The 25,080-nt window shown below is 62.7% G+C and carries 19 protein-coding genes; 11 read left to right on the forward strand and 8 right to left on the reverse strand.

The genetic code is table 11. The features are described 5' to 3' along the window. Positions 1-10 precede the first annotated feature (10 nt). From P3T25_RS08600 to P3T25_RS08610, 3 genes are read left to right on the forward strand one after another with little or no spacing between them, the layout of a single operon-like run. Entirely contained in the window at positions 11-1,009 is a 999-nt protein-coding gene (locus P3T25_RS08600; protein ID WP_266238935.1) for a Ku protein, read from the forward strand. A 55-nt stretch (positions 1,010-1,064) separates the two neighbouring features. Then, the gene (gene ligD, locus P3T25_RS08605) at positions 1,065-4,070 is read left to right on the forward strand and encodes a DNA ligase D (protein WP_429357889.1); all 3,006 of its coding nucleotides are present in this window, start codon (positions 1,065-1,067) and stop codon (positions 4,068-4,070) included. A gap of 44 nt (positions 4,071-4,114) precedes the next feature. Continuing rightward, entirely contained in the window at positions 4,115-4,417 is a 303-nt protein-coding gene (locus P3T25_RS08610) for a hypothetical protein (protein ID WP_266257842.1), read from the forward strand. A 57-nt stretch (positions 4,418-4,474) separates the two neighbouring features. Here the strand turns inward: P3T25_RS08610 and P3T25_RS08615 are convergent, their stop codons facing one another. After that, entirely contained in the window at positions 4,475-5,440 is a 966-nt protein-coding gene (locus tag P3T25_RS08615) for a LysR family transcriptional regulator (protein WP_429357890.1), read from the reverse strand. A 162-nt stretch (positions 5,441-5,602) separates the two neighbouring features. Between P3T25_RS08615 and P3T25_RS08620 the strand changes: the two genes are divergently transcribed. Both P3T25_RS08620 and P3T25_RS08625 read left to right on the forward strand, forming a co-directional pair. Next, the gene (locus P3T25_RS08620; protein WP_429357891.1) at positions 5,603-6,619 is read left to right on the forward strand and encodes a zinc-binding alcohol dehydrogenase family protein; all 1,017 of its coding nucleotides are present in this window, start codon (positions 5,603-5,605) and stop codon (positions 6,617-6,619) included. 300 nt (positions 6,620-6,919) lie between these two features. Continuing rightward, entirely contained in the window at positions 6,920-7,483 is a 564-nt protein-coding gene (locus P3T25_RS08625) for a DUF6013 family protein (RefSeq protein ID WP_154563117.1), read from the forward strand. Between the two features lie 113 nt (positions 7,484-7,596). Here P3T25_RS08625 and P3T25_RS08630 read toward each other — a convergent pair whose 3' ends face one another. Both P3T25_RS08630 and P3T25_RS08635 read right to left on the reverse strand, forming a co-directional pair. Then, positions 7,597-8,403 carry an ABC transporter permease gene (locus P3T25_RS08630; protein WP_429357892.1) on the reverse strand — a complete coding sequence of 269 codons (807 nt, stop codon included), beginning with the start codon at positions 8,401-8,403 and terminating at the stop codon, positions 7,597-7,599. Continuing rightward, positions 8,400-9,110 carry an ABC transporter ATP-binding protein gene (locus P3T25_RS08635; RefSeq protein WP_429357940.1) on the reverse strand — a complete coding sequence of 237 codons (711 nt, stop codon included), beginning with the start codon at positions 9,108-9,110 and terminating at the stop codon, positions 8,400-8,402. The genes P3T25_RS08630 and P3T25_RS08635 overlap by 4 nt, the downstream gene beginning before the upstream one ends. A 186-nt stretch (positions 9,111-9,296) precedes the next feature. Between P3T25_RS08635 and P3T25_RS08640 the strand changes: the two genes are divergently transcribed. Then, a complete protein-coding gene (locus P3T25_RS08640) occupies positions 9,297-11,768 on the forward strand; it encodes an AsmA family protein (RefSeq protein ID WP_429357893.1) in 2,472 nt (823 codons plus the stop codon). A 109-nt stretch (positions 11,769-11,877) separates the two neighbouring features. Here P3T25_RS08640 and P3T25_RS08645 read toward each other — a convergent pair whose 3' ends face one another. After that, on the reverse strand, positions 11,878-12,372 hold the full coding sequence (locus P3T25_RS08645) for a hypothetical protein (protein WP_216752063.1): 495 nt from the start codon (positions 12,370-12,372) through the stop codon (positions 11,878-11,880). A gap of 396 nt (positions 12,373-12,768) precedes the next feature. Between P3T25_RS08645 and P3T25_RS08650 the strand changes: the two genes are divergently transcribed. From P3T25_RS08650 to P3T25_RS08660, 3 genes are all read left to right on the forward strand, one after another. Beyond that, complete coding sequence (locus P3T25_RS08650; RefSeq protein WP_154563123.1) at positions 12,769-14,379, forward strand: sensor histidine kinase; 1,611 nt, start codon at positions 12,769-12,771, stop codon at positions 14,377-14,379. Positions 14,380-14,457: 78 nt separating this feature from the next. Then, positions 14,458-14,937: a response regulator gene (locus P3T25_RS08655; RefSeq protein ID WP_154563125.1), complete on the forward strand. Its 480-nt coding sequence runs from the start codon at positions 14,458-14,460 to the stop codon at positions 14,935-14,937. Positions 14,938-15,016: 79 nt separating this feature from the next. Further along, the gene (locus P3T25_RS08660; protein WP_429357894.1) at positions 15,017-17,008 is read left to right on the forward strand and encodes a response regulator; all 1,992 of its coding nucleotides are present in this window, start codon (positions 15,017-15,019) and stop codon (positions 17,006-17,008) included. Positions 17,009-17,174: 166 nt separating this feature from the next. On the opposite strand, the gene mscL is transcribed toward P3T25_RS08660, so the two are convergent. The 4 genes from mscL to mfd all read right to left on the reverse strand — a co-directional run bounded on the left by mscL (position 17,175) and on the right by mfd (position 23,627). Further along, entirely contained in the window at positions 17,175-17,624 is a 450-nt protein-coding gene (gene mscL / locus P3T25_RS08665) for a large conductance mechanosensitive channel protein MscL (protein WP_266257850.1), read from the reverse strand. Between the two features lie 87 nt (positions 17,625-17,711). Then, complete coding sequence (locus P3T25_RS08670; protein ID WP_154563131.1) at positions 17,712-18,746, reverse strand: pyridoxal-phosphate dependent enzyme; 1,035 nt, start codon at positions 18,744-18,746, stop codon at positions 17,712-17,714. A gap of 55 nt (positions 18,747-18,801) precedes the next feature. Continuing rightward, a complete protein-coding gene (gene argE, locus P3T25_RS08675; RefSeq protein ID WP_429357895.1) occupies positions 18,802-20,052 on the reverse strand; it encodes an acetylornithine deacetylase in 1,251 nt (416 codons plus the stop codon). A 92-nt stretch (positions 20,053-20,144) separates the two neighbouring features. Continuing rightward, positions 20,145-23,627, reverse strand: coding sequence for a transcription-repair coupling factor (mfd, locus tag P3T25_RS08680; RefSeq protein ID WP_200564528.1), 3,483 nt, complete (start codon positions 23,625-23,627; stop codon positions 20,145-20,147). A gap of 121 nt (positions 23,628-23,748) precedes the next feature. On the opposite strand from mfd, the gene ispD reads away from it, so the two are divergent. Together ispD and ispF are read left to right on the forward strand one after the other, a co-directional pair. Then, positions 23,749-24,465 carry a 2-C-methyl-D-erythritol 4-phosphate cytidylyltransferase gene (gene ispD, locus P3T25_RS08685; protein WP_429357896.1) on the forward strand — a complete coding sequence of 239 codons (717 nt, stop codon included), beginning with the start codon at positions 23,749-23,751 and terminating at the stop codon, positions 24,463-24,465. 46 nt (positions 24,466-24,511) lie between these two features. Then, positions 24,512-24,991, forward strand: coding sequence for a 2-C-methyl-D-erythritol 2,4-cyclodiphosphate synthase (gene ispF, locus P3T25_RS08690; protein ID WP_074285992.1), 480 nt, complete (start codon positions 24,512-24,514; stop codon positions 24,989-24,991). Positions 24,992-25,080 lie beyond the last annotated feature (89 nt).

Raw genomic sequence — 25,080 nt, forward strand, 5'->3', positions numbered from 1 at the left:
GGAGCGCACGATGGCACACATGATCTGGAAGGGCGCAATCAGCTTTGGCCTCGTCCACGTTCCGGTGCAGTTGTATCCGGCCACGCAGTCGGAGAAAGTCGGCTTCAATTTGCTGGACAAGCGCACGATCGATCCGATCGGCTACAAGCAGATTAACAAGCGCACCGGCAAGGAAGTGGCGCGCGAGAACATCGTGCGCGGCTTCGAGTACGAAAAGGACAAGTACGTTGTTCTCTCGGACGACGAGATTCGCGCGGCCAATCCTGAGTCGACGCAGACGGTCGATATCCTCGCCTTCATTGACGCACCCGACATCTCGTTTCTTTATCTCGACACGCCGTACTTTCTGACACCTGACCGCAAGGGGGAAAAGGTGTACGCGCTGCTGCGCGAAGCGATGAAAGCGTCGGGCAAGATCGGCGTGGCGAGTGTCGTGCTGCACAATAAGCAACATCTCGCGGCGCTGATTCCAGTTGGGCCGATGCTGGCGTTGAACACCTTGCGCTGGGCCGCCGAGGTACGCGACTTCGACGAATTCAAACTGCCGCCGGAAGGGATGAAAGCGGCCGGCGTGACGACGCGTGAACTCGACATGGCGAAAAAACTGATCAACGACATGAGCGACAAGTGGGATCCATCGCAGTATCACGACACGTTCCACGACGACATCATGGCGCTGGTCGATCGAAAGATTCGCGCGGGCAAGACCAAGGAAATCACCGAGGTCGAGGCGCCGCGCGAATCGCGCCAATCCGCCGACATCCTCGATCTGTCCGACCTGCTCAAGCGCAGCCTCGGCCGCGGCAAAGGCAAGCCGGCGACGGGCGCGCGCAAGCATGCCGTGGACGATGATGAGGAGGGCGACAATGCCGAAGCCGAAGCAGCTGCGCCAGCCCGCAAGAAGCCGCGTGCGGCGCGCTCGGCGGGTACGAGTCGCAATGGCGGCAAGAGCAGTGGCGGCAGCGCCAAGTCGGCCCCGGCTGCTCGCAAACGGCGTGCGGCCGCCTGATCGCTCGCTTGATCTATAACACCGCACCAGCTCGATCCACGACGAGTTCATCTCCATGAACGACAGGCTCGATCTCTACAGCCGCAAGCGCCGCTTCGACGAAACGCCGGAGCCATCGGGCACGGCTGCGCGGAAGAAAGCCGGTCGCAAGAGCGCTACGCGCGTATTGAACGAGGCGCTGTCGTATGTGATTCAGGAGCACGACGCGCGGCGCTTGCATTACGACTTCCGCCTCGAACTGAACGGCACGTTACTGTCGTGGGCGGTGCCAAAGGGGCCGAGCCTCGACCCGTCGGTGAAACGGCTCGCGGTGCATGTCGAAGATCACCCTGTCGAGTATGGTTCTTTCGAAGGCGAGATCCCGCCTGGCAACTATGGCGCGGGGACCGTGATCGTGTGGGATCGCGGGACGTGGGAGCCGGTCGGCGGCGCGGCGGAGGCTGCCAGATCGTATAAGGCGGGCAAGCTCAAGTTCCGGCTCTTTGGCGAAAAGCTGCACGGTGGCTGGACGCTGGTGCGCAGTCATATGCGCGGCAGTGGCGACAAGGAGCAGTGGCTGCTGATCAAGGAGCGCGACGAGGAAGCACGCGATCAAAGCGACTACGACGTTCTGAAGCAGTGCCCTGGCAGCGTACTGGAGGGTAGTGCATCGGTGGGCAAGCGCGCAAAGTCCACGAGGACCGCGACAAAAACGGCCGCAAACGAGTCCGCACGCCAGAGCGCAAGCAGCACCGGAGCGAAGACTGCAATCAAGGCCGCCAGGACTGCAAACGCCGCCAGGGCCAAAGAGACAGCATCGAGATCGAACACCACCGGCAGTAACGGTGCAAAAGCCACTTCATTAAGCCGTGCGGACCCGAAAAAAACCGACATCGTATCGACCCGCAGCACGCAGTCACTGCGCGAGTTTGCCGCATCGCCCTCGATTGAAGGCGCGGTCAAGGCCGCGTTGCCCGCCACCTTCAAGCCGCAACTGGCGACGCTCGTCGACGCCGCGCCACCCGGCGATGAATGGACATACGAAATCAAGTTCGACGGCTATCGCGTGCTAGCCCGCATCGATCGAAACGCAAAGACGCGTGCGGTCAAGGTGTTCACGCGCGCGGGCAATGATTGGACCGCGAAGTTCGGCAGGCAGGTGGAGGCATTCGAACAACTCGACATCGAAAGCGCGTGGCTCGACGGCGAAGCGGTGGTGCTCGATGACAACGGCGTACCGAGTTTTCAGGCGCTGCAAAACGCGTTCGATGCTGACCGCCCGCAGGACATCGTCATCTATCTGTTCGACGTGCCATTCCTGAACGGCTACGACTTGCGAGACGTGCCACTCGAACAACGCCGCGCGATTCTGCGTGCGTTATTGGAAGGGGTAGATGGGCACGATGACAGCGTACTGCGCTTCTCGAACGACTTCTCGTTCAGCCCCGACGATCTGCTGAAGAGCGCGTGCGACATGGCGCTCGAAGGCATCATCGGCAAACGGCGCGATAGCGGCTACACCTCGGGGCGTTCGTCCGGATGGATCAAATTGAAATGCCGACGCCGCCAGGAGTTCGTGATCGGCGGCTATTCGGAGCCGGCGGGTAGCCGTGCGGCGTTCGGTGCGCTGTTGCTTGGCGTCTACGACGGCAAAGGCAAACTGCAATACGCCGGCCGTGTCGGCACGGGTTTCGACGCTGCGTTGCTGCGCTCGCTCAAGAAGGAACTCGAGGCGCACGCAACCAGCCGCATGCCGTTCGCCAGCACGCCACACGAGCGCAGCCGCACGCCGGTGCATTGGGTCGAACCGGTGCTTGTCTGCGAATGCAATTTCGCTGAATGGACGAGCGAGGGCATCGTGCGGCAGGCGTCGTTCGTGAGTCTGCGCAATGACAAACCGGCGCGGCAGATCGTCAGGGAAGCATCCCGTAAAGGAGCCGATGTGCAGGAGCAGACCGGTACCGCATCCGACACCGTGGCGAAGAAACGCACGACGAAAACGAGCGCTGCGAGTGCCGCACCCAAGCCCGTTAAAAAAGGCGCAGCGAAGACGTCTGGGACCAAAGCCACAGCGACCAAAGCCACCGCAGCGAAGACGCAGGCCAAAAGCACACCAGCAGCGAAAGCAACAACAACCAGAACGCCCGCAGCAAAAACCACGGCGGCGAAATCAAAACCCGCTACAACGCCAGCCGAAGTCGCCGGCGTTCGCGTATCCCATCCCGACCGCGTCATCGACAAAAGCACCGGCACCCGCAAAATCGATCTCGTGCGCTACTACGAATCGGTCGCCGACTGGATGCTGCCGCATCTTCAGGACAGGCCGGTGTCGCTGGTGCGCGCACCCGAGGACATCGGCGGCGAGCTGTTTTTCCAGAAGCACAGCCAGAAGATGTCGATCCCCAACGTCACGCAGCATCCCGGACTCGACCCCGGTCATCCACCGCTGATAACCGTCGATACGCTCAAAGCGCTGGTCGGCGCCGCCCAGATGGGCACGATCGAATTTCACACGTGGAATGCCGTGGTGTCGAACATCGAAAAACCCAACCGCATGGTGTTCGATCTCGACCCGGACGCATCGCTCGGTTGGGAGCGGATGATTGAGGCCGCGCAACTGGCGCGCTCGCTGCTCGAAGAACTCGGTCTGACCTCGTTCTGCAAGACGAGCGGCGGCAAGGGGTTCCATGTCGTGGTGCCGCTCGCGAAGCACGCCGGCTGGGACGAAGTGAAGGCGTTTTCGCAGGCCGTCGCGCAGCACATGGCGACGACGTTGCCGAAGTACTTCAGCGCGAAGATGGGGGCCCAGAATCGCAAGCAGAAAATCTTTGTCGACTACCTGCGCAACAACCGCGGCTCGAGTACGGTGGCCGCATTCTCTGCGCGCGCCCGGCCGGGCCTGGGCGTTTCAGTGCCGCTCTCGTGGGACGAAGTCGCCACCACCACGAGCGGAGATCAATGGACCGTCGAAAACGTGCACGAGCGTCTCGCAGACCTCAAGCGCGACCCGTGGGCGGACTACGCAAAGACACGTCAGCGCATCACCGCAGCCATGAGAAAACGTCTGGATGAAGCGAAGTGACCGCGATCCAGTCAGCCTGATTCAACCTGAACAAGGAGCAAACCATGAAGACCTCAGCGCAATCGTCCGACGGCGAGAAGCAGGCCGACCCGCACGCAAAGAAGTCTCCGCGTTCGCGCGAGGAGGCGTCGGCGCCGCTGCCGCATGAAACCGATCAGGACCCGGAATCGCAACACGAAGACGCTCCGCGTCGTGTCGGCAAGCAGGCGCATCGCGACATCGAGCGCGGACTGAAGGACACGGACCGCCGCGGCGGTGACGAGTATCAGCAAAAGACGCAGAACGATGCGCACACGGACATCAACTCCGATGGCAAAGCAGGTGTTGGCAGGCCCAGCAAGCGCTGATGCTGCCTGTGCGCTGATCCGCGGAAAACGTCGCGTCGTGCCGATCCGGCGTTCGGCTCACACCGGCTCCACATCCCAATAAGGCGGATCGCCGAAATGCGCGGCAAGGAACTCGATGAACGCGAGCGTCCTCGGCGGCACGAACGCACGGCTGGGATAGACCGCCCAGATCGCCACTTGCTCCGCGAGCGGATAGGTGTCGAGCACGCTGACCAGTTCGCCGCTGCGCAGATACGGCGCCACGTCCCACGTCGACTTGAGCGCGATGCCGAAACCGGCCAGCAAGGCGTCGCGAATGACTTCGCCGTTGTCGACGACGAGGCGTCCGCTCACGCGCACCGTAAGCGGTCCGGCGGGCGTCACGAATGCCCAGTCGCGTTGGTCTGACAGGATGATGCATTCGTGCTGTGCGAGGTCCGAAGGATGGTGCGGCGCCCCACGCGCGGCGAGATAAGCGGGCGCGGCGCATAGCACACGGCGGTTGACGGCCAGGCGCCGCGCCACCAACGACGAATCCTTGAGCACGCCGACCCGGATCGCCACGTCGATACCCGCATCGACCAGATCGACCATCTGATCCGTCAGACGCAGGTCGACGCTCACGCCGGGATATCGGCGCAGAAATTCGCTGATCACCGGCGATATGTGCTGCCGCCCGAACGACGACGGCATCGACACCCGTAGGCGCCCCTGCGGCTCGGCCTGCGCGCGGCCGACCGAGGCGCGTGCGGCATCGGCTGCGTCGAGCAAGGACTGGGCGCGTGTCATGAACACTTCGCCGTCCTGCGTGAGACTGATGCGACGGGTGGTCCGATGCAGCAGTCGCGCGCCAAGGAGCCTTTCGAGCTGTGCGATGCGCGAACTCGCCACCGCCGCCGACAGGCCGAATTCGCGGCCGGCCGCCGACACGTTGGCGAGCAGGGCGGCCCGCACGAACAGGGCGACGTCGAGTAGATCGAGTCGTTCCCGTTCGCCGGACGAGGGCTTTGCGGCGGGTTCCACGGGGTCGGCAGGCTGGTCCATTATTCTGAAATTCAAAAAGATGTTTCAGTCATTATGATGCTTTTATGAGAATAAGAACCGCCTTACGATGACGTCAATGCGATCGATTGCCCTGCGTGGCGCCAGGCGCCGTGGGCATCGATCGCCGGTTTCTTAACCTCATCTGAAAGAGCAGGAGCTGTGATGAAAGCTGTAGGTCTCTATCGTTATTTGCCGATCGATCAAGCCGAGTCCCTAGTCGACGTCGAGATTGCCAAACCCGAAGCCGCCGGCCGCGACCTGCTGGTGAAGGTCGAAGCCATCTCCGTCAATCCGGTCGACACCAAGGTGCGCGCCCCGAAAGACACCGTCGAGAAAGCGCCGCGGGTGCTCGGCTGGGACGCCGCCGGCACGGTGGTGGCGGTTGGCCCAGACGTCACGCTGTTCAAGGTCGGCGACCCGGTTTTCTATGCGGGCAGCATTACCCGGCCGGGCGCGAATAGCGAGTTCCATCTGGTCGACGAACGCATTGCCGGGCGCAAGCCGGCATCGCTCGATTTCACGCACGCGGCCGCTTTGCCGTTGACCGCGATCACCGCCTGGGAAGCACTCTTCGACCGCCTCGGCGTGTCGCCGCAAGGCGCGGATGAAGGCCGCACGGTGCTGATCATCGGCGGGGCGGGCGGGGTCGGTTCGATCGGCATTCAGCTGGCCAAGCAACTCGCGAAACTCAAAGTGATCGCGACCGCCTCGCGCCCTGAATCGGCGAAGTGGGCGACGGAGTTGGGCGCGGATCATATCGTCGATCACTTCGGCGATATGCCCGCGCAGTTGAAAAAGCTTGGCATCGACCAGGTCGATTACGTGCTGATCTTCAACGATACCGACAAGCATTTCCCGGCAGCCGCTGAAGTGATCAAGCCGCAGGGCGGCATCTGCACGATCGTCGAAAACAGCCAGCCGCTGCCTGTCGAACTATTGAAGGCGAAAAGCGCCGCGTTCCACTGGGAGTTCATGTTCACGCGTTCGATGTTCGGCACGCCGGACATGATCGAGCAGCATAAGCTGCTAACCGAGGTGGCGCGTCTCGTCGATGCGGGCACGTTGCGCACGACGGTCGGCCAGAATCTCGGCACGATCAACGCCGACAATCTGCGCCGTGCGCATGGGCTGCTCGAAGAGGGGCGCGCGATCGGCAAGCTGGTGCTGACTGGCTTCTAGACTGCGCGAGGTTTGGCGTTCCTGTCACGTCGCCACGCGCAGAAAACGCCTCAACGCAAGCGGGGTAACACCCGATTCGTATGAAGCGCGCGCAGCGCCGCTTGGCGGTAGACTGGTGGGGCATCATGCTAAAACAGTTGCGCGTCTCGCAGCTCGTCTGGCAGGGCCTCAGCCGGGTTTAACCAGGTGCTACCAGGTGCTAACCAGGTATTCACCAGGTGTGAATCAGGCTCCAGTCAGGCGGTGCATTGGCAGTAGCGCTCGAGCGGGCGCGCAGCGGCACAACAACGAGGTGACAGTATGAGCTCCAGCTTCAAACTCTCCGCCGTTTCAGTTGTTGCTTCTCTCGCATGCGCGCTCGCGTCCGGCATGCTCGTGACGGCAGCTCACGCAGCCACGCCGATCACGGTGACGTCGCAGTCCGCCCTCGACGGTCCGATTCGCTATACGGTCCGCGTCACGTCGAAACAGTTCGGTAATTCACAGGAAACGCGTACGATCCGCTCCGGCGAATCGGACGACTTCACGTGGAAGACGGTGCCGCCAGGCGGCCCCGTGCCCGCGACGGATAGCTGCCCGAATTACTCGTCGCTGCCAACCGATACCAACGGCGCGATGATTCGCCAGACGCAGATCCGTTTTGCGCCGGTCGTCGGCAGTGACGGCACCGCGTCAGTGCAATTGAGCTTCCAGGCGCAGACGCCGCATGGCGTCAAGACGGTGACGAGCGGCGGCAAAACGCTCAAGTGTCCGAACAGCGTGGCAGTCAGCCAGATTCTGCGTTTTACGATGCCGACCAACGGCACCACAAAAACGCTGACGCTCAATGACGGCACCGAAGTGGCGGTCACCGCGAAACGCTGACGGTTACGGGTGAAGCCTGGGCGATGAGTGCCGCGCCCACGGCGCGCGGCCGATGAGACAAACGGCGAACGGGCGACGCCAGCCGCGTCGCCCAGTGCATACTGTTTGCCCCATCAACGCTGCGCCGCGGCCCGCTCCACCAGCCGCGCCGACAGAAACCGGTGCTCCGCCGAGAAGAGCCGCCGATATGTGAGCAGCACCGCGCCCACCGTCCCCAGGGCTGAGGCCGCCGCGATCAGGAACATGATCACGATCTGATAACGCACGGCTTGCAACGGCGACTGACCGGCCAGCACCTGCCCGGTCATCATGCCGGGCAAACTCACCACGCCGACCACGGCCATCTGATTCAATGTGGGCATCATGCCCGCGCGCACCGCCTGGCGCGCCGGCGCCTGCGCTGCTTCCCAACGGGTCGCGCCGAGCGCGAGCGCCATATCCACTCGGTCGCGCCGCGCGGTCAGTTCCTCGGTCATCCGTTCGATGCCGAGCGACACGCCGGTGAGCGTATTGCCGAGGATCATGCCGAGAATCGGAATCGCGTACTGCGGCTCGTACCATGGGTGAATGCGGATCACGACGAAGAGTCCGACCGCGGCCACCAGCCACGAACTGACCCAGATCGACAGCACACTGTCCGCACGCTGCCCGGCGTAAGTGCGGCTGCCGCGCTGCGCACCCGCGAAGCCGGCGATCAGCGTCATCACGACCATCAAGGGCAGCACCACGAACCAGTGGTCATAGCGAAACACCCAGCCGAGCACATAGCCGATCGCCAGCAATTGCACGACGGTGCGTACCGCCGCCCACGCGAGCTTGCGTTCGAGATCGAGCTTGAGCGCCACCGACGCGACACCGTTCACCACGATCAGCAACGCGGCAATCGCGACGTCCCAGAGACTCAGGTTTTGCAATGTCATTGGCCGAGCTCCTGATGCGCGGGCATCACTGAGAATTCGTCGAGCACGCCGGCGCGCATCGTGAGGTGCCGCTCGCTCATGCGCGCGGCTTGCGCCGGATCGTGCGACACCCACATCGACGCATGCCGGCCGGGTTCAGCCGCGAACCACGCGTGCACCAAAGCCTCGATCGCGCGCGACGACTCCGGGTCGAGCGACGCGGTGGGTTCATCCAGCAGCAGCACTTCGGGCGCGAGTTGCAGAACGCGAATCAGCGCGGTGATCTGCGCTTCTCCACCGGACAATTCGCTCGCGCGCTTGTCGAGAAAATCGTCGCCGCGGCCGGCCTGAGCGGCGAGGCTTGCCGCGCGTGCGCGATCGAAGCGCACGTCGCGATAGGTCCGCAATTCGAACGGGTAACGCAGGTTGTCCTCGACGCTGCCGTCGAGCAGCGCGGGCCGCTGCCGGATATACGCGACGTTGCGCCGGTAACGCGGAATGGCGGCGCGCTCGACCGCCGCGCCGTGCCACATGATGCGTCCGGCATCGAGCGGATCAAGCAGGGCGAGGGCGCGCAGAAACACGCTCTTGCCCGAGCCCGACGGGCCGGTGACCGCGACGCGGTCGCCCGCGCAGAGGGCGAAGGTCGTCGGCTGCAGCAGCGTTTGCCCGCGCAATGCATCGCGCCGGGCGATGCCGTCCGCAAGGACGAAGGGAACATCTGTCATGAGTTGGGTGGTGGTGGATTTTTGCGTGGATTCGGAGGCCGCCATGACATTTCCTTACGTTTCCGTGGCAGGGAAACCTGTGCCCGAACTGTGCGGCATGATAAAACGACCCCTATTAGACAATAACACCAGGCACGATACGTGCTGTCCCTCATGTACAACGAAGAACAAAGGCGGAGCTTCTCAATGGCAGTGTCGAGCACGACTGGAAGACGGATAGGAAAAATCATCGCATGGTTGCTGGCGATCATCGTCATTCTGATTGTCGCCCTGACCATCTTCATTCTGACTTTTGACTGGAACCGGGCCCGTCCCTACATCGACGACAAGGTTACGCAGGCGATCGGCCGGCCGTTCGCGATCAACGGCGATCTGAAAGTAGGCTGGCAGCATCCGGTCGGCGAAACCGGCTGGCGTGGCTGGGTGCCCTGGCCGCGGTTTTCGGCGGCCAATATCACGGTAGGTAATCCCGACTGGGCCAAACAGCCGCACTTCGCGACGCTGGACGAAATCGACTTCCAGGTCAAGGTGCTGCCGCTGCTCGCGCACGACTTCGTGATTCCCGCGATCAACCTCGTGAATCCTTCGGTCGACCTCGAACGACTGCTCGACGGGCGCGACAACTGGACCTTCAAACTGGCGTCTTCCAGCGGGCCTTCCGAATGGAAGCTCGATCTGCACGACATCGCGTTTGCCAAAGGCAATATCGGGCTGTCGGATCAGCAGAAGAAGGTCGAGATGCAGATGGCCATCGATACGCTCGGCCAGCCGATTCCGATCGGCGAGGTGATGAAGCAGCAGGAGACGGCATCGCGCAGCGCATCGGCGGAGGCGGTCGGTAAAGCGGGGGCGAGCAAGCTGACGGCACAGGCCAACGCGCAGGCTGCATCGGAAGCGGCGGCGTCCGCGGCGGCGGCTTCCGGCGCCTCGTCGACGGATATCGCCGCGTCGGGCGCGACGGCGGCGAATGGCGCTTCGGGTGCGCTGGTTGCCAGCGGGGTGAACGGTGCAAGCGAGGGTGCAAGCGGCGCCGCAGTAGCCTCGGCGTCGAACGCCAGCGAGGCAGGCACGGCGAACGGCGCAAAGCCGGCGATCCCGCCGTACGCGATCGGTTGGACCGTCAAGGGTACCTACAATAAGACGCCGGTATCCGGCAGCGGCAAGGTGGGCGGCGTGCTGGCGTTGCAGGACGCGAACCGGCCGTTCCCGGTGCAGGCCGATGTGAAGGCCGGCGATCTGCGCGTCGGCCTCGTGGGCACGATCACCGATCCGGCGCATCTTGCCGCGGTCGATCTGCGACTTTGGCTGCAAGGCAACAGTCTGGCGCGGCTGTATTCGCTGACAGGCGTGACCTTGCCCGACACGCCGCCGTATGCGACCGAGGGGCGTCTTGTCGGCCAGTTCAAGTCCGGCGGCAACGTCTTCAGTTATGAAAATTTTACAGGCCGGGTGGGCGGCAGCGATCTGAATGGCTCGCTGACCTACACGGCACGTGAGCCGCGTCCGCTGTTGCAGGGCGAACTGGTGTCGCATCTGCTGCAATTCGCCGATCTGGCGCCGGTCATCGGCGCGGACTCGAACGCCAGCAAGGCCAAACGGGGCGACGCGACGGTGCAGCCGGGCAACAAGGTTCTGCCGGTCGAAGAATTCCGCACCGACCGCTGGAAGGCGATCGACGCCGACGTGAAGTTCACGGGGCGCCGCATCGTCAAGGACGCCAATCTGCCGATCACGGACCTGTACACGCACGTCGTGATGACCGACGGCGTGCTGTCGTTCGAGCCGCTGAAGTTCGGCGTGGCAGGCGGCTCGTTGTCATCGGATATTCATCTGGACGGCAGCGCGACGCCGCTGAAGGGCCGCTTCGCGATGTCGGCGCGGCATCTGAAGCTCAAGCAGTTGTTTCCGAACTTCAAGACGATGCAGAATGCGCTCGGCGAAATCAACGGTGACGCCGCGCTGACCGCAACCGGCAACTCGCCGGCAGCGCTTGCAGCGACGTCGAACGGCGAGGTGAAGGCATTGATCACCGACGGGACGGTAAGCCGCCTGCTGATGGAAGCCGCGGGCCTGAATGTGGCGAACGTGGTCTATGAAAAGCTGTTCGGCAATCGCGACGTGAAGATCAACTGCGCGGCGGCGGATTTTGTCGCGACGAACGGTGTGCTGGATTCGCGTGTGTTCGCGCTCGACACGGACGACGCGGTCATCAACATCGACGGCAACGTGAATCTGCGCGACGAATCGATGGATCTTGGCGTGCATCCGCACACCAAGGGCTTCCGGGTGTTTTCGCTGCGCTCGCCGCTGTATGTGAAGGGGACGTTCAAGGATCCGCACGTTGGGGTGAACGCGACCGCGCTGGCGCTGCGAGGGGGGGCTGTTATCGGGCTCGGATTGATCAATCCGTTTGCGGCGCTGATTCCACTGCTTGCGCCTAGCAATAACAAACCGCTGCCGTGCGGGCAGTTGCTGTCGCAGGTTCGTCAGGCGCCGACCGCGCCGCCGCCGGGTATGAAGCAACAGCCCAAGCCGGCCATTTCCCTCGACGGTGCGCCAGTGAACAAGTCTTCCGCTGGCGCTGCCTCACCGGGTGCGGCCGACAGGAAGCCTGCGGTCACGGCGCCGGCCACGGGGGCCGAATATAAGGGGAGTTAATGTTTTCTGCTTTGTCTGCAGACCAACAGGCGCCGCGCGGGCGAAAGAAAAAACGGGAATCGGCGCCGCGTGCTCGAAGACATCGGCGCCGATAAAGAAAAGGAAATAACTACCTTAGCGAGCGCGGAGCGGCATCCCCCGCCGCATCGTGCCTGCGAACCCCTCGCCGGGCGCCGCCAACGCGAGTGGCGCCAAACTCCGTCAGGATCTTGCCTCTGGCCCGGCTGGCAAAGACCAGAAACCCAAACCCGTCGGCTTCATACCAATACCCGCCGTTCTCGAGTCCATCGAGCGGCTGTTCCAATGCATTGGTAATGGATTCGATACAACGCCGCCGCAATTCGGCTGGCGCGGGATAGGGCGGCTGGGCGCCGCGCACGCTGCACAGAAGAACGTCGAGCCCGGGCAGCACATGTGCATAGAGTACCGGCTCGTCCTGCGCGCGGGCGCGCGCAATTTTGGTGTCGAGCTGACCGAACGGCTTGAAATGCCGTAGTACCGCGAGGAACGACTCATCGCCGTCCACCTTCGCGCGTCTACGCTTTTTCGGGAAGGACATAAAAATTCGCCTGAAAAAGAATTGCAAGAAACGCAGCGTCCTCATGCGACAACTCCCGGCTTCGCGCGCCGCACGTCGATCTTTTATAGCATACGACAAGGCCGGATTCACGATGATTCGGCATCTACGCCGTCCCACCGCCTCCCGCACGAATCATGCCGAACCGCCTCGCCGCGCGCTTTCGCTTCCCAGCACATCTGTCTCCATCATAGACGCCCACGCCGCCGAAAAAACAACTCGTATCAATAAAAAAGTCATTTTTATGTGGGTGAGCGCATCTTGCCGCTACGTTGAAATATCTCACATTCACGTCGATAATGGCCCGTCCGGCTGCACCGCGGCGTGCTGGCCAGTCCTGCACCGCAACGGCCCGCCCGCATGCCGAGGCGAGGCGCATGGTCCGTGCGCACCGCCGCGGCTTGAACGACCCTTCGGGCGAACATGAAACTATTCACCAAGGGTCTGCTGCTGATTGCAGTGCCGAGCGTGGTCGAGCTGGCGCTTCTGGGCGTCGTCTTCGATACCCAGGAGCAAACAGCGCAGGCCGCGCGGTGGGTCAGCAACAGCAAGCAGATCCTCTATCAGTCGTCGGCCATTGTCGATCCGCTGCTGCGTCAGGCAGTGCGGGTCCGCACGGGCATGGTCGTCGGCGATCCGTCGTTTGTCGACCGCCACACCGTATGGGTCGATCTCGGCGACCGGCTTTCGAATCTGGAAACGTTGGTGGCCGATACGCCGCAGCAGGTGGTGCGCGTGCGCAAGATGCAACAGGCGATCGACGCCTATCGCGTGCAGGCCGCCGCGATCTCGCAGGCGCTGCGCGCAGGACGCAACCTGAATTCGTTTGCCGCGCTGGACACGGGCGCGCTTCCCCAGCAGATCGCACTGTTTCGCGATCAGCTCACCGAGTTCAGCAATGAGGCCTCGCGGCTCGACGCCGAGCGCGGCGCGGCCTTGGCACGGCGCCGCGAACGCCAGCAATACGCGCTGATCGCCGCGGTGTTGGGCTCGATGCTGATCTGGGCGGCCACTGCCGTCGTGTTTGCGCGCAGCATCGGCCGGCGGTTGGAGGTGTTGACCGGCAATGCCGAGCGCCTCGGCAGCGGGCGGCAGCTTGCGGCGCCGCTGTCCGGCAACGACGAAATTGCCGCGCTCGACGCGGTGCTGCATCAGACGGGCGAACGCCTAAGCGAGGCCGAAGGCGAGCAAGCCAGGCTGAAAGTGCGGCTCGAAGCGCGCGCGCGGGAACTGGCTGGCGTCAACGAGGAGCTGCGCCAGGAGACGCAAGACAACGAAATGTTCATCTACAGCGTGTCGCACGATCTGCGCTCGCCGCTGGTGAATCTGCAAGGCTTTTCGAAAGAATTGCAGGTGTCGTGCGACGAACTGGACAGCCTCGTCGAGGCGGCGAAACTGCCGGAGGCCGAACATCGGCGTATGGCGCATATTCTTGACGGCGACGTGCGCGAGTCTCTGCAATATCTACGCACCGCGGTGACGCGGGCGGCGGCGATCATCGACGCGCTGTTGCGGATTTCACGCGCCGGGCGGCTCGAATATCAGTGGCAGCGGGTGAGCGTCGGGCGGGTGGTGGGCAAGGTGGTCGATGCGCTGCAAGGCGTCATCAGTCAGCGCGGGACGGTGGTGACCGTGCGCGAGTTGCCGCCTGCATGGGGCGACCCGGGTGCGATCGAGCAGATTTTCGGCAACCTGATCGGTAACGCGCTCAATTATCTCGACCCGGCGCGCAACGGGCGCATCGAGATCGGCGCGCTGGAGCCGGAACCGGTCGACGAGACGGAGCCGCGCGCGTTGCGCACGCGCACCTATTATGTGCGCGACAACGGACTCGGGATTCCGGCGGCGTATATGTCGAAAGTGTTCCGGGCGTTTCAGCGCCTGCACGGCGACGTCGCGAACGGAGACGGCATCGGCCTCGCGGTGGTGCGGCGTATGGTAGAACGGCATGGCGGCCGCGTTTGGGTCGAGTCGGCGGAAGGCGCGGGATCGACCTTTTTTGTCGTGTTACCAGAACAGCCTGCGCGCTATTGAACCGCGACAGGCACCAGGGGAAACGGTGGGGATAGTTAAAAGCACCATGCAAAAGTGGATTGTCGGTACGGAGGGCATATGAGTCACGGGGAAACGGTCAGTATCGTGCTGATCGAAGATGACGACGGCCACGCTACGCTGGTCGAGCGCAATCTGCGCCGCGCCGGTATTTCGAACGGTTTCGTGCGCTTTCGCGACGGCCAGCAGGCCCTCGATTATTTCTTCGGCCCGGCGCCGGCGGACGCCGCTGCCAGTCCTTACCCACCTCGCGAAGATCTGACGAATTTCGTCGTGCTGCTCGATCTGAAAATGCCGCGCGTGGATGGCTTCGAGGTGCTGCGGCGTCTGAAGGATTCGCCGCAGACAGCCGCGGTGCCCGTGATCGTGCTGACCACGACGGACGATCCGCGCGAAATTGCGCGCTGTTACGAACTCGGCTGCAACGTCTACATCACCAAGCCAGTCGAGTACGACGCGTTCATCGAAGCGGTGCGCCGCCTCGGCTTCTTCCTGCAGGTGGTCAAACTGCCGTCGGGCCACCGGCTGGCCGCGCCGTGACGGAAGGTTTATATGAAGGCGCTCCGCAAGCGCCCCATGACAAGATAGTCACACCAGACCTAGCCAGAGAAGACTCCGCATGACCGAAGACGTGTCCACGCAGCCTGCCGCGTTTGTGGTGGTCGTCGATGACGACGAAGGCATCCTGCGGCTCGCGCGCAAGTCGCTCGAACGCGCCGGCTGCCGGGTTGCAATCTGCTCGCAGGTCGAAGCGGCCCGCGCGCGCCTCGCCGCGGGCGCACCCGACCTGCTTGTGCTCGATTACCAGCTCAGCGGGCCGGAGACCGGCCTCGACTTCTTTCGCCGCTTGCGCGCGGAAGGCGTGCGGATTCCCGCCATCCTCGTGACCGGTTTTACTGACGAATCCCGTGTGATCGAAGCCTTGCGCGCGGGCGTATCCGACGTGGTGCCGAAATCCGGCGACTACCTCGATTACCTGCCCGAGGCGGTGGAGCGGGTGCTCTCCCAGGTGCGTTTGCAGAAGGCCTCGGACGAAGCCTTGCTGCTGCGCGATCGCGAACAGCATTACCGCACCTTGTCAGAGGCGTTGCCGCACCTCGTGCTGACCTGCAACGCCGCGGGCGATTGCGATTTCCTCTCGAAGCAGTGGTTCGACTACACCGGGTTGGCGGAAAGCAGTTCGTACGGTCTCGCGTGGCTCGAAGCGGTGCATCCCGACGATCGCGAAGAGATTCGCCGTACCTGGCTCAAGGCAGTGACGGGCGGCGCCGGTGACTACCGGCACGAACTGCGAATTCGCCGCCACGATGGCGCCTATCGCTGGTTCGACATCCGCGCGGTCGCCATGCGCGACGCCGAAGGCAACGTCAGCAAATGGTTCGGCAGTTGCACGGACATTCATCCGCAGCGCGAGGCGATCGAGGAGCGCGAACGGCTGCTCGCCTCGGAGCAGGCTGCCCGCCAGATCGCTGAAGAAGCCAATCGCGCGAAAGACCGCTTCCTCGCCATGCTGTCGCACGAATTGCGCACGCCGCTCACGCCCGTTCTGGCGGGGGCTAGCGTGCTGGAGATGATCCCGGGGCTGCCCGATCAGGCGCGTGCGAGCGTGCGCATGATTCGCCGCAACGTCGAGCTCGAAGCGCGCCTGATCGACGACCTGCTCGATCTCACGCGCGTGGCGAACGGCAAGCTGCGTTTGTCGCTCGAAACCGTCGACGTGCACGAGGTGATAGACAGCGTGCTCGAACTCTTTCGCAGTGAGATCCAGGTCAAGCAGCAGGACGTGCACGTCTGCACGAATGCGCAGCACCATTACGTGCTCGCCGACCGTGCACGGCTGCAACAGATGCTGTGGAACCTGATTCGCAACGCCGCCAAGTTCACGCCGGACGGCGGCCATATCTACGTGCGCACGCACGACGAACGCATGCATGTGCAGATATCGGTCGAGGATACGGGCATCGGCATCGAGCCCGAACAGATCGGCAAACTGTTCAACGCGTTCGAGCAAGGCAACCAGAACATGACGCGGCAATTCGGCGGCCTGGGCCTGGGTCTCGCGATCACGAAGGCCCTGACCGATGTGCACGGCGGCACGGTGGTCGCACAGAGCCCGGGCGCGCACTGCGGCGCGACTTTCACGATCACGCTGCCGACCGCCGCCGCGCCGGAGGAGCTAACACCCGTTGCAGCGCCTGATGAGGTTCGTCATCACGGGCTGCTGACCATTCTGCTGATCGAAGACCACGTGGATACCGCCGAGGTGATGGCGCAGTTGATTCGCAGCCTGGGTCACGACGTGACCATGGTGGGCCGTGTGGACGATGCTCTCGCCGCCACCCAGGCACAGACGTTCGATCTGGTGATCAGCGACGTGGGCTTGCCCGATGGCACAGGCCTCGATTTCGTCAAAGCGTTCCGCGAGCGTTCGGATGCACCGGCGGTCGCGTTGACCGGCTTCGGTACCGATGATGATGTGCGCCGTTGCCTGAGCGCCGGCTTTACTTCGCATCTGACCAAGCCTGTCAATTTCGGACAGCTCGAGACGATGATCGAAAGCGCGGTGAATCTGAAGGCAGAGAAGGACGAGGGGGACGACAGGAACGCTTAGTGTGTTCGCCACGTCGACTCGGACGACGCAATCTGCACGCGGAATGAAAAAGGCCTGTGGCGATTTTCTCGCGACAGGCCTTATTTATTTGCACCGGTTAATGTACCGACGCGAATGTTTAACGCGATTCAGGTTGACCCAACCCGGGTGACTTAACCCAGGCGGCTCAGCGCTGCGGCGAGCTCTTCAGCGAATCACGGATTTCACGCAGCAGCACGACTTCTTCCGGCGTTGGCGGCGGTTCTGCCGCCGCGGCATCAGCCGGCTTGCGCAGATTATTGATGAACTTGACCATCAGGAAAATGATGAACGCGAGGATCACGAAGTTGATGGCCACGGTGATAAACGAGCCATAACCGAACACTGCCACGCCTGCTGTCTGCAAGTCTTTATACGACTCAGGACTGCCTTTGAAGCTGGCGGGAATATCGCCGAGGCGAACGAACTTGTTGGAGAAATCGAGGCCGCCGGTGGCAACGCCGACAACCGGCATGATCAGGTCTTTAACAATTGAATTGACGATGGTGGAAAATGCGCCGCCGATAATCACCCCGACGGCGAGATCCATTACGTTGCCTTTGAGGGCAAATTCCTTGAATTCCTTGATCATGCTCATATACGTTCCTCCCAGAAGTCGATTATCGAATCATACCAATCTGAGAAGGATAGGCTAGTCTTTTGGCACGGAAAGGAAGGATTGGGTTTATTCTGGAAACTGTGACTGGCTATGGCGCGCCCGTTCGATATGCGCGGCGAAACTGACCGGATCGGTATTGGTGCCGCACAGCAGCACGCCCACGCGTTTGCCTTGCAGCGTTTCGCGCAGCGGTCCGAGCAGGGCTGCCGTAGCGGCGGCGCAGGCCGGTTCGACAGCTAGCTTCAGTTGTCCGAACAAGGTCAGCATGGCGGCGCGCAACTGGTCGTCGGATACCGTGACGAGCTGGTCGATATGGCGACGGCACAACTCGTAGCTGTATTCCTCGGTATGCGGCGATGCCAATGAATCGGCGATGGTGTGCATATGACCCATCTTGACCGTGTGATTGGCGGCAAAGCTTTTGCCCATCACATCCGATCCTTCCGGTTCGACGCCGTACATGTGCACCCGCGGATTCGCGAGCCGCATGGCGGTGGCCACACCGGCAGCGAGACCGCCGCCGCCGACCGGCACAATCACCGCTTCGAGGTCGGGCGTTTGCGTAGCCCATTCATAGCCGAGCGTGGCTGAGCCGAGCACGGTGCGATAGCCGTTGAACGGATGCACGAAATAACGGCCTTCCTCCGCCTCGATACGGCGCACGAGCTCGAAGGCTTCGGCAAGGTTTTCCGCGAAGACGATGTCGGCGTGATATTGCCGGCACAAGGCGACGCGTGCCGGATTGGCCGCGCGAAACAGCACGACCTTCGCACTGACGCCAAGACGCATGGCGGCGTACGCGACCGCCACCGCATGATTGCCGCCCGACACACAGGTGACGCCTGCGCTGCGTTGCGCTTCGTCGAGCGCGAGCAGGTTAGTGAACGCGCCGCGCGCCTTGAAGCTGCCACCCGCTTGCAGCAACTCGAACTTGAAGTTCACCACCGTGCCTTCCAGCGACGGAAAGTCGAGCCGGTCGAACACCGGCGTTCGCGTGACCCATGGCGTCAACGCAAAGTGCTGTGTGGCGATGTCGTCGAGAGTAGGGATCGGCTCGCCGTTGATCGTATGGTCGGTGTGCTGCGGTGTGGCGGTTGACATGGCGTGGGCGTGTTTTTCCTCGATATGGCTAAGACCGTTTTTACCGGGCTCAGTTTCAGTGCGCGTGCGCCTCGACCGACATGCTGTGGATGAATTTTTGCAGGAAGCGCTCGCATGCCACGAGCTGATCCAGCGCGACGAATTCGTTGGCTTTGTGCGCCTGCTGGATGTCGCCGGGACCGCACACAATGCTCGGAATGCCCGCCAGCGAGAACAGCCCCGCTTCAGTGCCGTACGCGACCTTACGCTTGTCCTGGTCCGCGGTCAGCGCACGCACGAGTTGCGTGATTGCAGCTTGTTCAGACGAATCGAGGCCGGGCGCCGCGGCGATCTTCGTGATCTCGATGGCCGCGGATGGATGCTCGCGCAACATTTTCGGCAGCAGCGTTTCGCGTGCGTATTGATCGATGCGTTCGAAGATCGGTTCGGGATCGAGCGTGGGCAGATTGCGGAATTCGAACTGGAACTTGCATTCGGCGGGCACGGTATTGATCGCGTTGCCGCCGATGATCGTGCTAGTTTGCGCCGTGGTGAAGGGCACGTCGTACAGTTCGTCGAAGGGGCCCTGCGCGCGGAATTGATCGGCCATATCGCGGATGTAGCAGATCAGGCGCGCGGCGTATTCGATCGCATTCAAGCCCTTCGGTGTGAGCGACGAATGCGCCGCCTGGCCGCGCACGCAGCACTGATATGCGTTGATGCCTTTGTGTGCCACGATCGGGCGCATGCTGGTCGGCTCGCCGACGATGCAGCCGTCCGGCTTCACACCACGCTTCATCAGATCGGCAATCAGGAGCGGTGCGCCGGCACACCCCACCTCCTCGTCGAACGACAACGCGAAGTGAATTGGCCTCGCGAGTCTGGTGCGCTGCATCTCGGGCACGAGTGCAAGCGCCGCGCCAATGAAGCCTTTCATGTCGCAGGTGCCGCGGCCGTACAGCTTGTCGCCGCGAATTTCCGGCTTGAACGGATCGCTGTCCCATTGCTGACCGTCTACGGGCACGACATCCGTATGGCCCGACAGCACCACGCCGCCATTTGTCTCACCGTCGTGTGCGGGAATCGTTGCGAAGAGATTCGCCCATTTGCCGCTTTCGTCGTGGGTGAGTGTGGCTTCGATGCCGACTGCGCGCAATTCGTCGCGTACGATTTCGATCAGACCGAGATTCGGATTGCGGCTTACCGTGTCCATCGACACGAGACGGGTCACCCACGGAAGCGAGGCTGGCAGCGAGGCAGGCGAAGAAGAATTCGATTCAGAGGCGGGGCTTTGCGAGGACTGCGCTGTTTCAGCGACGTGAGACATGACAAGACTCCGGCATTTGAGTCTTTCGATCATACCCAAAAAAAACGCACCCGTATGCTGCGGCGCGCGTTTGCGCACCGCAACATACGGCGTTAGCGCGCGGCAGCCGTGGCCGCCGTGCCGCGGCTGGGTGTGCCGAGTGCACGCAAGGTCTCTTTCACCGTCGCCACACGCACGGCCAGATCCGGACTGCGCGTTTCAATGCGCAGCTTGTCCTGGCCCGCGAGCTTGATGTGCTTGTGTTTCTGCACCATCTCGATGATCCGCATCGCGTCGATTGGCGGATTGGGGATGAACTGCAAGCCGATCACCGTTTCGCCCGCATCGATCTTCGAAATGCCCAAGGGCTTCGCCGCCAACCGCAGGCGATGCGTCTCGACAAGCGCATGCGCTTGCGGCGGCAACTTGCCGAAGCGGTCGATCAACTCTTCCTGAATGCTGTCGATTGAATCGTTGTGTTCGCAATTCGCGAGGCGCTTGTAGAGCGACAGGCGTTCCTGCACGTCGCCGCAATAGTCCGCCGGCAGAATCGCCGGTGCGTGCAGATTGATCTCGGTGGTCGCCGCGAGCGGTGCGGTGAGGTCCGGCTCCTTGCCTTCCTTGAGCGCCTTCACGGCGTCGTTCAACATGTCGGTGTAAAGCTGGAATCCGATCTCCTGAATCTCGCCCGATTGCTTGTCGCCGAGCACTTCACCCGTACCGCGGATTTCGAGGTCGTGCATCGCGAGATAGAAGCCCGAGCCGAGTTCCTCCATCTGCTGGATCGCTTCGAGACGGCGCTGCGCCTGCTTGGTCAGACCTTGCGGGTCATGCACCAGCAGATACGAATACGCCTGGTGATGCGAGCGGCCCACGCGGCCACGCAACTGATGCAATTGCGCGAGGCCGAACTTGTCGGAGCGGTGAATCAGAATCGTGTTGGCGCTCGGCACGTCGATGCCGGTTTCGATAATCGTCGTGCACAGCAGAACGTTCGCGCGTTGGGCAACGAAGTCGCGCATCACGCGCTCGAGTTCGCGTTCATGCATCTGTCCATGCGCGACGGCGATACGTGCTTCGGGCACCAGTGCTTCCAGCATCTGCCGGCGATTCTCGATCGTTTCGACTTCGTTATGCAGGAAGTACACCTGGCCGCCACGTTTCAACTCGCGCAACATTGCTTCGCGAATCACGCTGTCTTCTTCGCGGCGCACGAAGGTTTTGATCGCGAGGCGCTTTTGCGGCGCGGTGGCAATCACGGAGAAATCGCGCAGGCCTTCGAGCGCCATGCCGAGCGTACGCGGGATTGGCGTCGCAGTGAGCGTGAGTACGTCGACTTCGGCGCGCAACGCTTTCAATGCCTCTTTCTGACGCACGCCGAAACGGTGTTCCTCGTCGATGATCACGAGCCCCAGCCGCTTGAACTGCACATCCGACGACAGCAGCTTGTGCGTGCCGATCACGATATCGACCGTGCCTTCGTTGATCTGCTGGATCGCCGCGTTGACTTCCTTGGTCGACTTGAAACGCGACAATTCGGCGATGCGTACCGGCCAGTCGGAGAATCGATCGCTAAAGGTTTGCGTGTGCTGTTCGGCGAGCAGCGTGGTGGGCGAGAGCAGCGCAACCTGCTTGCCGCCCATCACCGCGATGAATGCCGCACGCAACGCCACCTCGGTCTTGCCGAAGCCGACGTCGCCGCACACGAGGCGATCCATCGGTTTGCCGCTCGTCATGTCGCCGATCACCGCAGCAATCGCCGCGGCCTGGTCCGGTGTTTCTTCGAAGCCGAAGCTCTCGGCGAACTTCACATAGTCTCTCGGTTCGAGCGCGAATGCATGGCCTTCGCGCAGGGCGCGCCGGGCGTACAGGTTCAGCAACTCGGCCGCGGTGTCGCGGATCTGCTGCGCGGCTCTTCGCTTGGCCTTTTCCCATTGACCCGAGCCGAGCGAATGCAAGGGCGCGCTTTCCGGATCCGCACCGCTGTAACGTGAGATCACGTGCAATTGCGCGACCGGCACGTAAAGCTTGCTGTCGCCCGCGTATTCGAGGTGCAGGAACTCGGTTTCGCCTTCGCCGAGATCCATCGTGACGAGGCCCATATAGCGGCCGATGCCGTGCTGCGAATGCACGACCGGATCGCCGAGCTTCAGCTCGGACAGATCCCGCACCATCGAATCGACATTGCTCGCCTGCTCCTGGCGGCGCCGTCCCGTGCGGCGCGCGAGTGGGCCGTAAAGCTCGGTTTCTGTGATGATCGCGATGCCGTCGACGGGCACCGCAAAGCCGTTCGCCAAAGGCGCGACGCCTAGCGAAAAACGTTCGTCGCTCGTGAGCCAGTCCTGGAAGCTGTCGCTCGATACAGGCCGGAGGTGATTGTCGGCCAGCAGTTGCAATAGCGTTTCACGACGGCCTGCCGATTCCGTGGCGAACAGCACGCGGTTCGGCGTGGTCTCGAGATAGGTGCGCAAGGCCGAGACCGGGTCTTCCGCGTGACGGTCGATCGCAAGATCCGGCAGCGGGGTCGACCAGCCGCCGCCCGCGTTGGCGGGCAAGGCGAGCCGCGCGAACGGCTTGGCGAACGCAAAGAAATCCTCGTCCGAGAGGAACAGACGCTGCGGCTCCAGAATCGGCCGGTCGCGATCGTGCGACAGGAAGTTGTAGCGCTGTTTGGTGTCGTTGGTGAAGCGCCGGATCGCCGCGTCCAGATCGCCGACGAACGCCAGTTGCGCGCCTTCGGGCAGGTAATGGAACAGCGTCGCCGTTTCTTCGAAGAAGAGCGGCAAATAGTATTCGATGCCCGCCGACGGCACGCCGTTGCCGATGTCCTTGTAAATCGACGCACGGCTCGGATCGCCCTCGAAGGTCTCGCGCCAGCGGCTGCGGAAAGCCGTGCGCGCCGCTTCGTCGAAGGGGAATTCGCGGCCGGGCAAGAGACGCACGTCCTTCACCGGATAGAGGCTGCGCTGGGTGTCCGGGTCGAATGCACGGATCGAGTCGACCTGGTCGTCGAACAGGTCGATCCGGTACGGCAGGGGCGAGCCCATCGGGTAGAGGTCGAGCAGCGAGCCGCGCACGCAGTATTCGCCGGGACGCACCACCTGGCTCACGTGCTCGTAGCCGGCGAGCGTCAACTGCGCTTTAAGCTTGGCCTCGTCGAGGCGTTCACCTTGCGAGAAGGAGAAGGTGTAGCCCGCCATGAACGAGGCGGGCGGCATCCGGTACAAAGCGGTGGTGGCCGGCACCAGCAGGATGTCGCAGCGGCCTTCGCCCAGATCGTGCAGCGTGGCGAGGCGCTCGGAGACCAGATCCTGGTGGGGCGAAAAGGTATCGTAAGGCAGCGTTTCCCAGTCGGGCAGCAAACGCACGCGAGCCTCGGGCGCGAAAAAGCTGATTTCCTGCGCCAGCCGCTGCGCGTCGACGGCGCTTTCGCAGACGACCGCCAGCAACGGCACCTTCTCGCGGTAGGCGAGATGGTAGCGGGCGATCAGCAGCGCGTCGGACGAGCCGTGCGTGCCGTCGAAGGCGAAACGCTGGCCGGCCTTGACGAGCGCGACGGGCGGGGAGTACTGCGATGATGCGGCGATGTCTGGCATAGAAGAGAAAAAGCGGCCTCGGGCTCACACGTGATCGGCAAGTTTACGCGTGTCGGGGCGTAGATGCGAAGGACCTATTATAAAATCCGTCCTTTACTTTGACCTCGCGGCATCCGCACTCGTGACTTCCCGTCTATTTGCCCTGATTCCGTGCGCTGGCACCGGCAGCCGTTCCGGCGCCGCGATGCCCAAACAATATCGCACTGTCGCCGGTCGCGACATGTTGCATTATTCGCTGGCGGCTTTCGACGCCTGCAGCGAGTTTGCGCAAACCCTTGTCGTGATTGCCCCCGACGACCAGCACTTCGACGCCCGCCGCTTCAGCGGCCTGCGTTTCGCCGTGCGCCGCGCCGGCGGGGCGTCGCGCCAGGCGTCGGTGCTGAACGGGCTGCACGCGCTGGCCGAGTTCGGCGCGCACGACGACGACTGGGTGCTGGTGCACGACGCAGCGCGGCCGGGCATTACGCCTGGCTTGATCCGCACGCTGATCGGCGCGCTGAAGGACGACGCGGTGGGCGGCATCATGGCCTTGCCGGTGGCGGATACCTTGAAGCGGATCGACCCGGGCTCGTCTGACGGGCGGATTGCCCGCACGGAGGCACGAGATGGTCTGTGGCAAGCGCAGACGCCGCAGATGTTCCGCATCGGCATGTTGCGCGAGGCGATTTTGCGCGCGCAGGCGGACGGCCACGATTTGACCGACGAAGCGAGCGCGATCGAGTGGCTGGGACACGCGCCCAGGCTGGTGCAGGGGAGTTTGCGTAACTTCAAGGTCACTTATCCGGAAGACTTCGATCTGGCCGAGGCGATTTTGTGCCGGCCGTCTTCGGCTTCCTGAATGGATAAATCAGATTTTAATCAATGGGCTTGAGGACTTGACGCATATGGATTTCAGAATTGGGCAGGGTTATGACGTGCATGCGCTGGTGCCGGGACGTCCGTTGATTATCGGCGGCGTGACGATTCCTTATGAGCGCGGGCTGCTCGGGCATTCGGATGCGGACGTGCTGTTGCATGCGATTACCGATGCTATTTTTGGCGCGGCCGCGATGGGCGATATTGGGCGGCATTTCTCCGATACGGATGCAAAGTTCGCCGGCGCGGATAGCCGGGTTTTATTGCGGGAGTGTTTTGCTCGCGTGACAGCGGCGGGGTTTTCTATCGCTAACGTGGATAGCAGCGTGGTGGCTCAGGCGCCCAAGCTGGCGCCGCATATCGAAGGGATGCGGGCTAATATCGCTGCGGATCTTAACCTGCCGGTTGAACGGGTTAATGTTAAAGCCAAAACTAACGAGAAGCTGGGCTACCTCGGGCGAGGCGAGGGCATTGAAGCGCAGGCAGCGGTTTTGTTGATCAAGAATTAATGTTGGGTTTTGGTGTTTGCGGTTCTTTCACAAAAACCATGAGCGCGCAGCGAAAAAATCTTAATCCCGCTGCGCGCGAAAAAAACCTG

The sequence above is a fragment of the Paraburkholderia sp. GAS32 genome, from assembly GCF_050434225.1.
In the GTDB taxonomy this organism is placed as follows: domain Bacteria; phylum Pseudomonadota; class Gammaproteobacteria; order Burkholderiales; family Burkholderiaceae; genus Paraburkholderia; species Paraburkholderia madseniana.

Excerpts from the sequence above, each read along its gene's own strand:
- P3T25_RS08610 (WP_266257842.1), top strand. The coding sequence starts at position 4,115 with ATGAAGACCTCAGCGCAATCGTCCGACGGCGAGAAGCAGGCCGACCCG.
- mscL (WP_266257850.1), bottom strand. The coding sequence starts at position 17,624 with ATGAGCATGATCAAGGAATTCAAGGAATTTGCCCTCAAAGGCAACGTA.
- P3T25_RS08620 (WP_429357891.1), top strand. The coding sequence starts at position 5,603 with ATGAAAGCTGTAGGTCTCTATCGTTATTTGCCGATCGATCAAGCCGAG.
- P3T25_RS08650 (WP_154563123.1), top strand. The coding sequence starts at position 12,769 with ATGAAACTATTCACCAAGGGTCTGCTGCTGATTGCAGTGCCGAGCGTG.
- ligD (WP_429357889.1), top strand. The coding sequence starts at position 1,065 with ATGAACGACAGGCTCGATCTCTACAGCCGCAAGCGCCGCTTCGACGAA.
- P3T25_RS08625 (WP_154563117.1), top strand. The coding sequence starts at position 6,920 with ATGAGCTCCAGCTTCAAACTCTCCGCCGTTTCAGTTGTTGCTTCTCTC.
- mfd (WP_200564528.1), bottom strand. The coding sequence starts at position 23,627 with ATGCCAGACATCGCCGCATCATCGCAGTACTCCCCGCCCGTCGCGCTC.
- P3T25_RS08660 (WP_429357894.1), top strand. The coding sequence starts at position 15,017 with ATGACCGAAGACGTGTCCACGCAGCCTGCCGCGTTTGTGGTGGTCGTC.
- P3T25_RS08600 (WP_266238935.1), top strand. The coding sequence starts at position 11 with ATGGCACACATGATCTGGAAGGGCGCAATCAGCTTTGGCCTCGTCCAC.
- P3T25_RS08645 (WP_216752063.1), bottom strand. The coding sequence starts at position 12,372 with ATGAGGACGCTGCGTTTCTTGCAATTCTTTTTCAGGCGAATTTTTATG.
- P3T25_RS08655 (WP_154563125.1), top strand. The coding sequence starts at position 14,458 with ATGAGTCACGGGGAAACGGTCAGTATCGTGCTGATCGAAGATGACGAC.
- P3T25_RS08640 (WP_429357893.1), top strand. The coding sequence starts at position 9,297 with ATGGCAGTGTCGAGCACGACTGGAAGACGGATAGGAAAAATCATCGCA.
- P3T25_RS08635 (WP_429357940.1), bottom strand. The coding sequence starts at position 9,110 with ATGACAGATGTTCCCTTCGTCCTTGCGGACGGCATCGCCCGGCGCGAT.
- argE (WP_429357895.1), bottom strand. The coding sequence starts at position 20,052 with ATGTCTCACGTCGCTGAAACAGCGCAGTCCTCGCAAAGCCCCGCCTCT.
- P3T25_RS08615 (WP_429357890.1), bottom strand. The coding sequence starts at position 5,440 with ATGGACCAGCCTGCCGACCCCGTGGAACCCGCCGCAAAGCCCTCGTCC.
- ispF (WP_074285992.1), top strand. The coding sequence starts at position 24,512 with ATGGATTTCAGAATTGGGCAGGGTTATGACGTGCATGCGCTGGTGCCG.
- P3T25_RS08670 (WP_154563131.1), bottom strand. The coding sequence starts at position 18,746 with ATGTCAACCGCCACACCGCAGCACACCGACCATACGATCAACGGCGAG.
- P3T25_RS08630 (WP_429357892.1), bottom strand. The coding sequence starts at position 8,403 with ATGACATTGCAAAACCTGAGTCTCTGGGACGTCGCGATTGCCGCGTTG.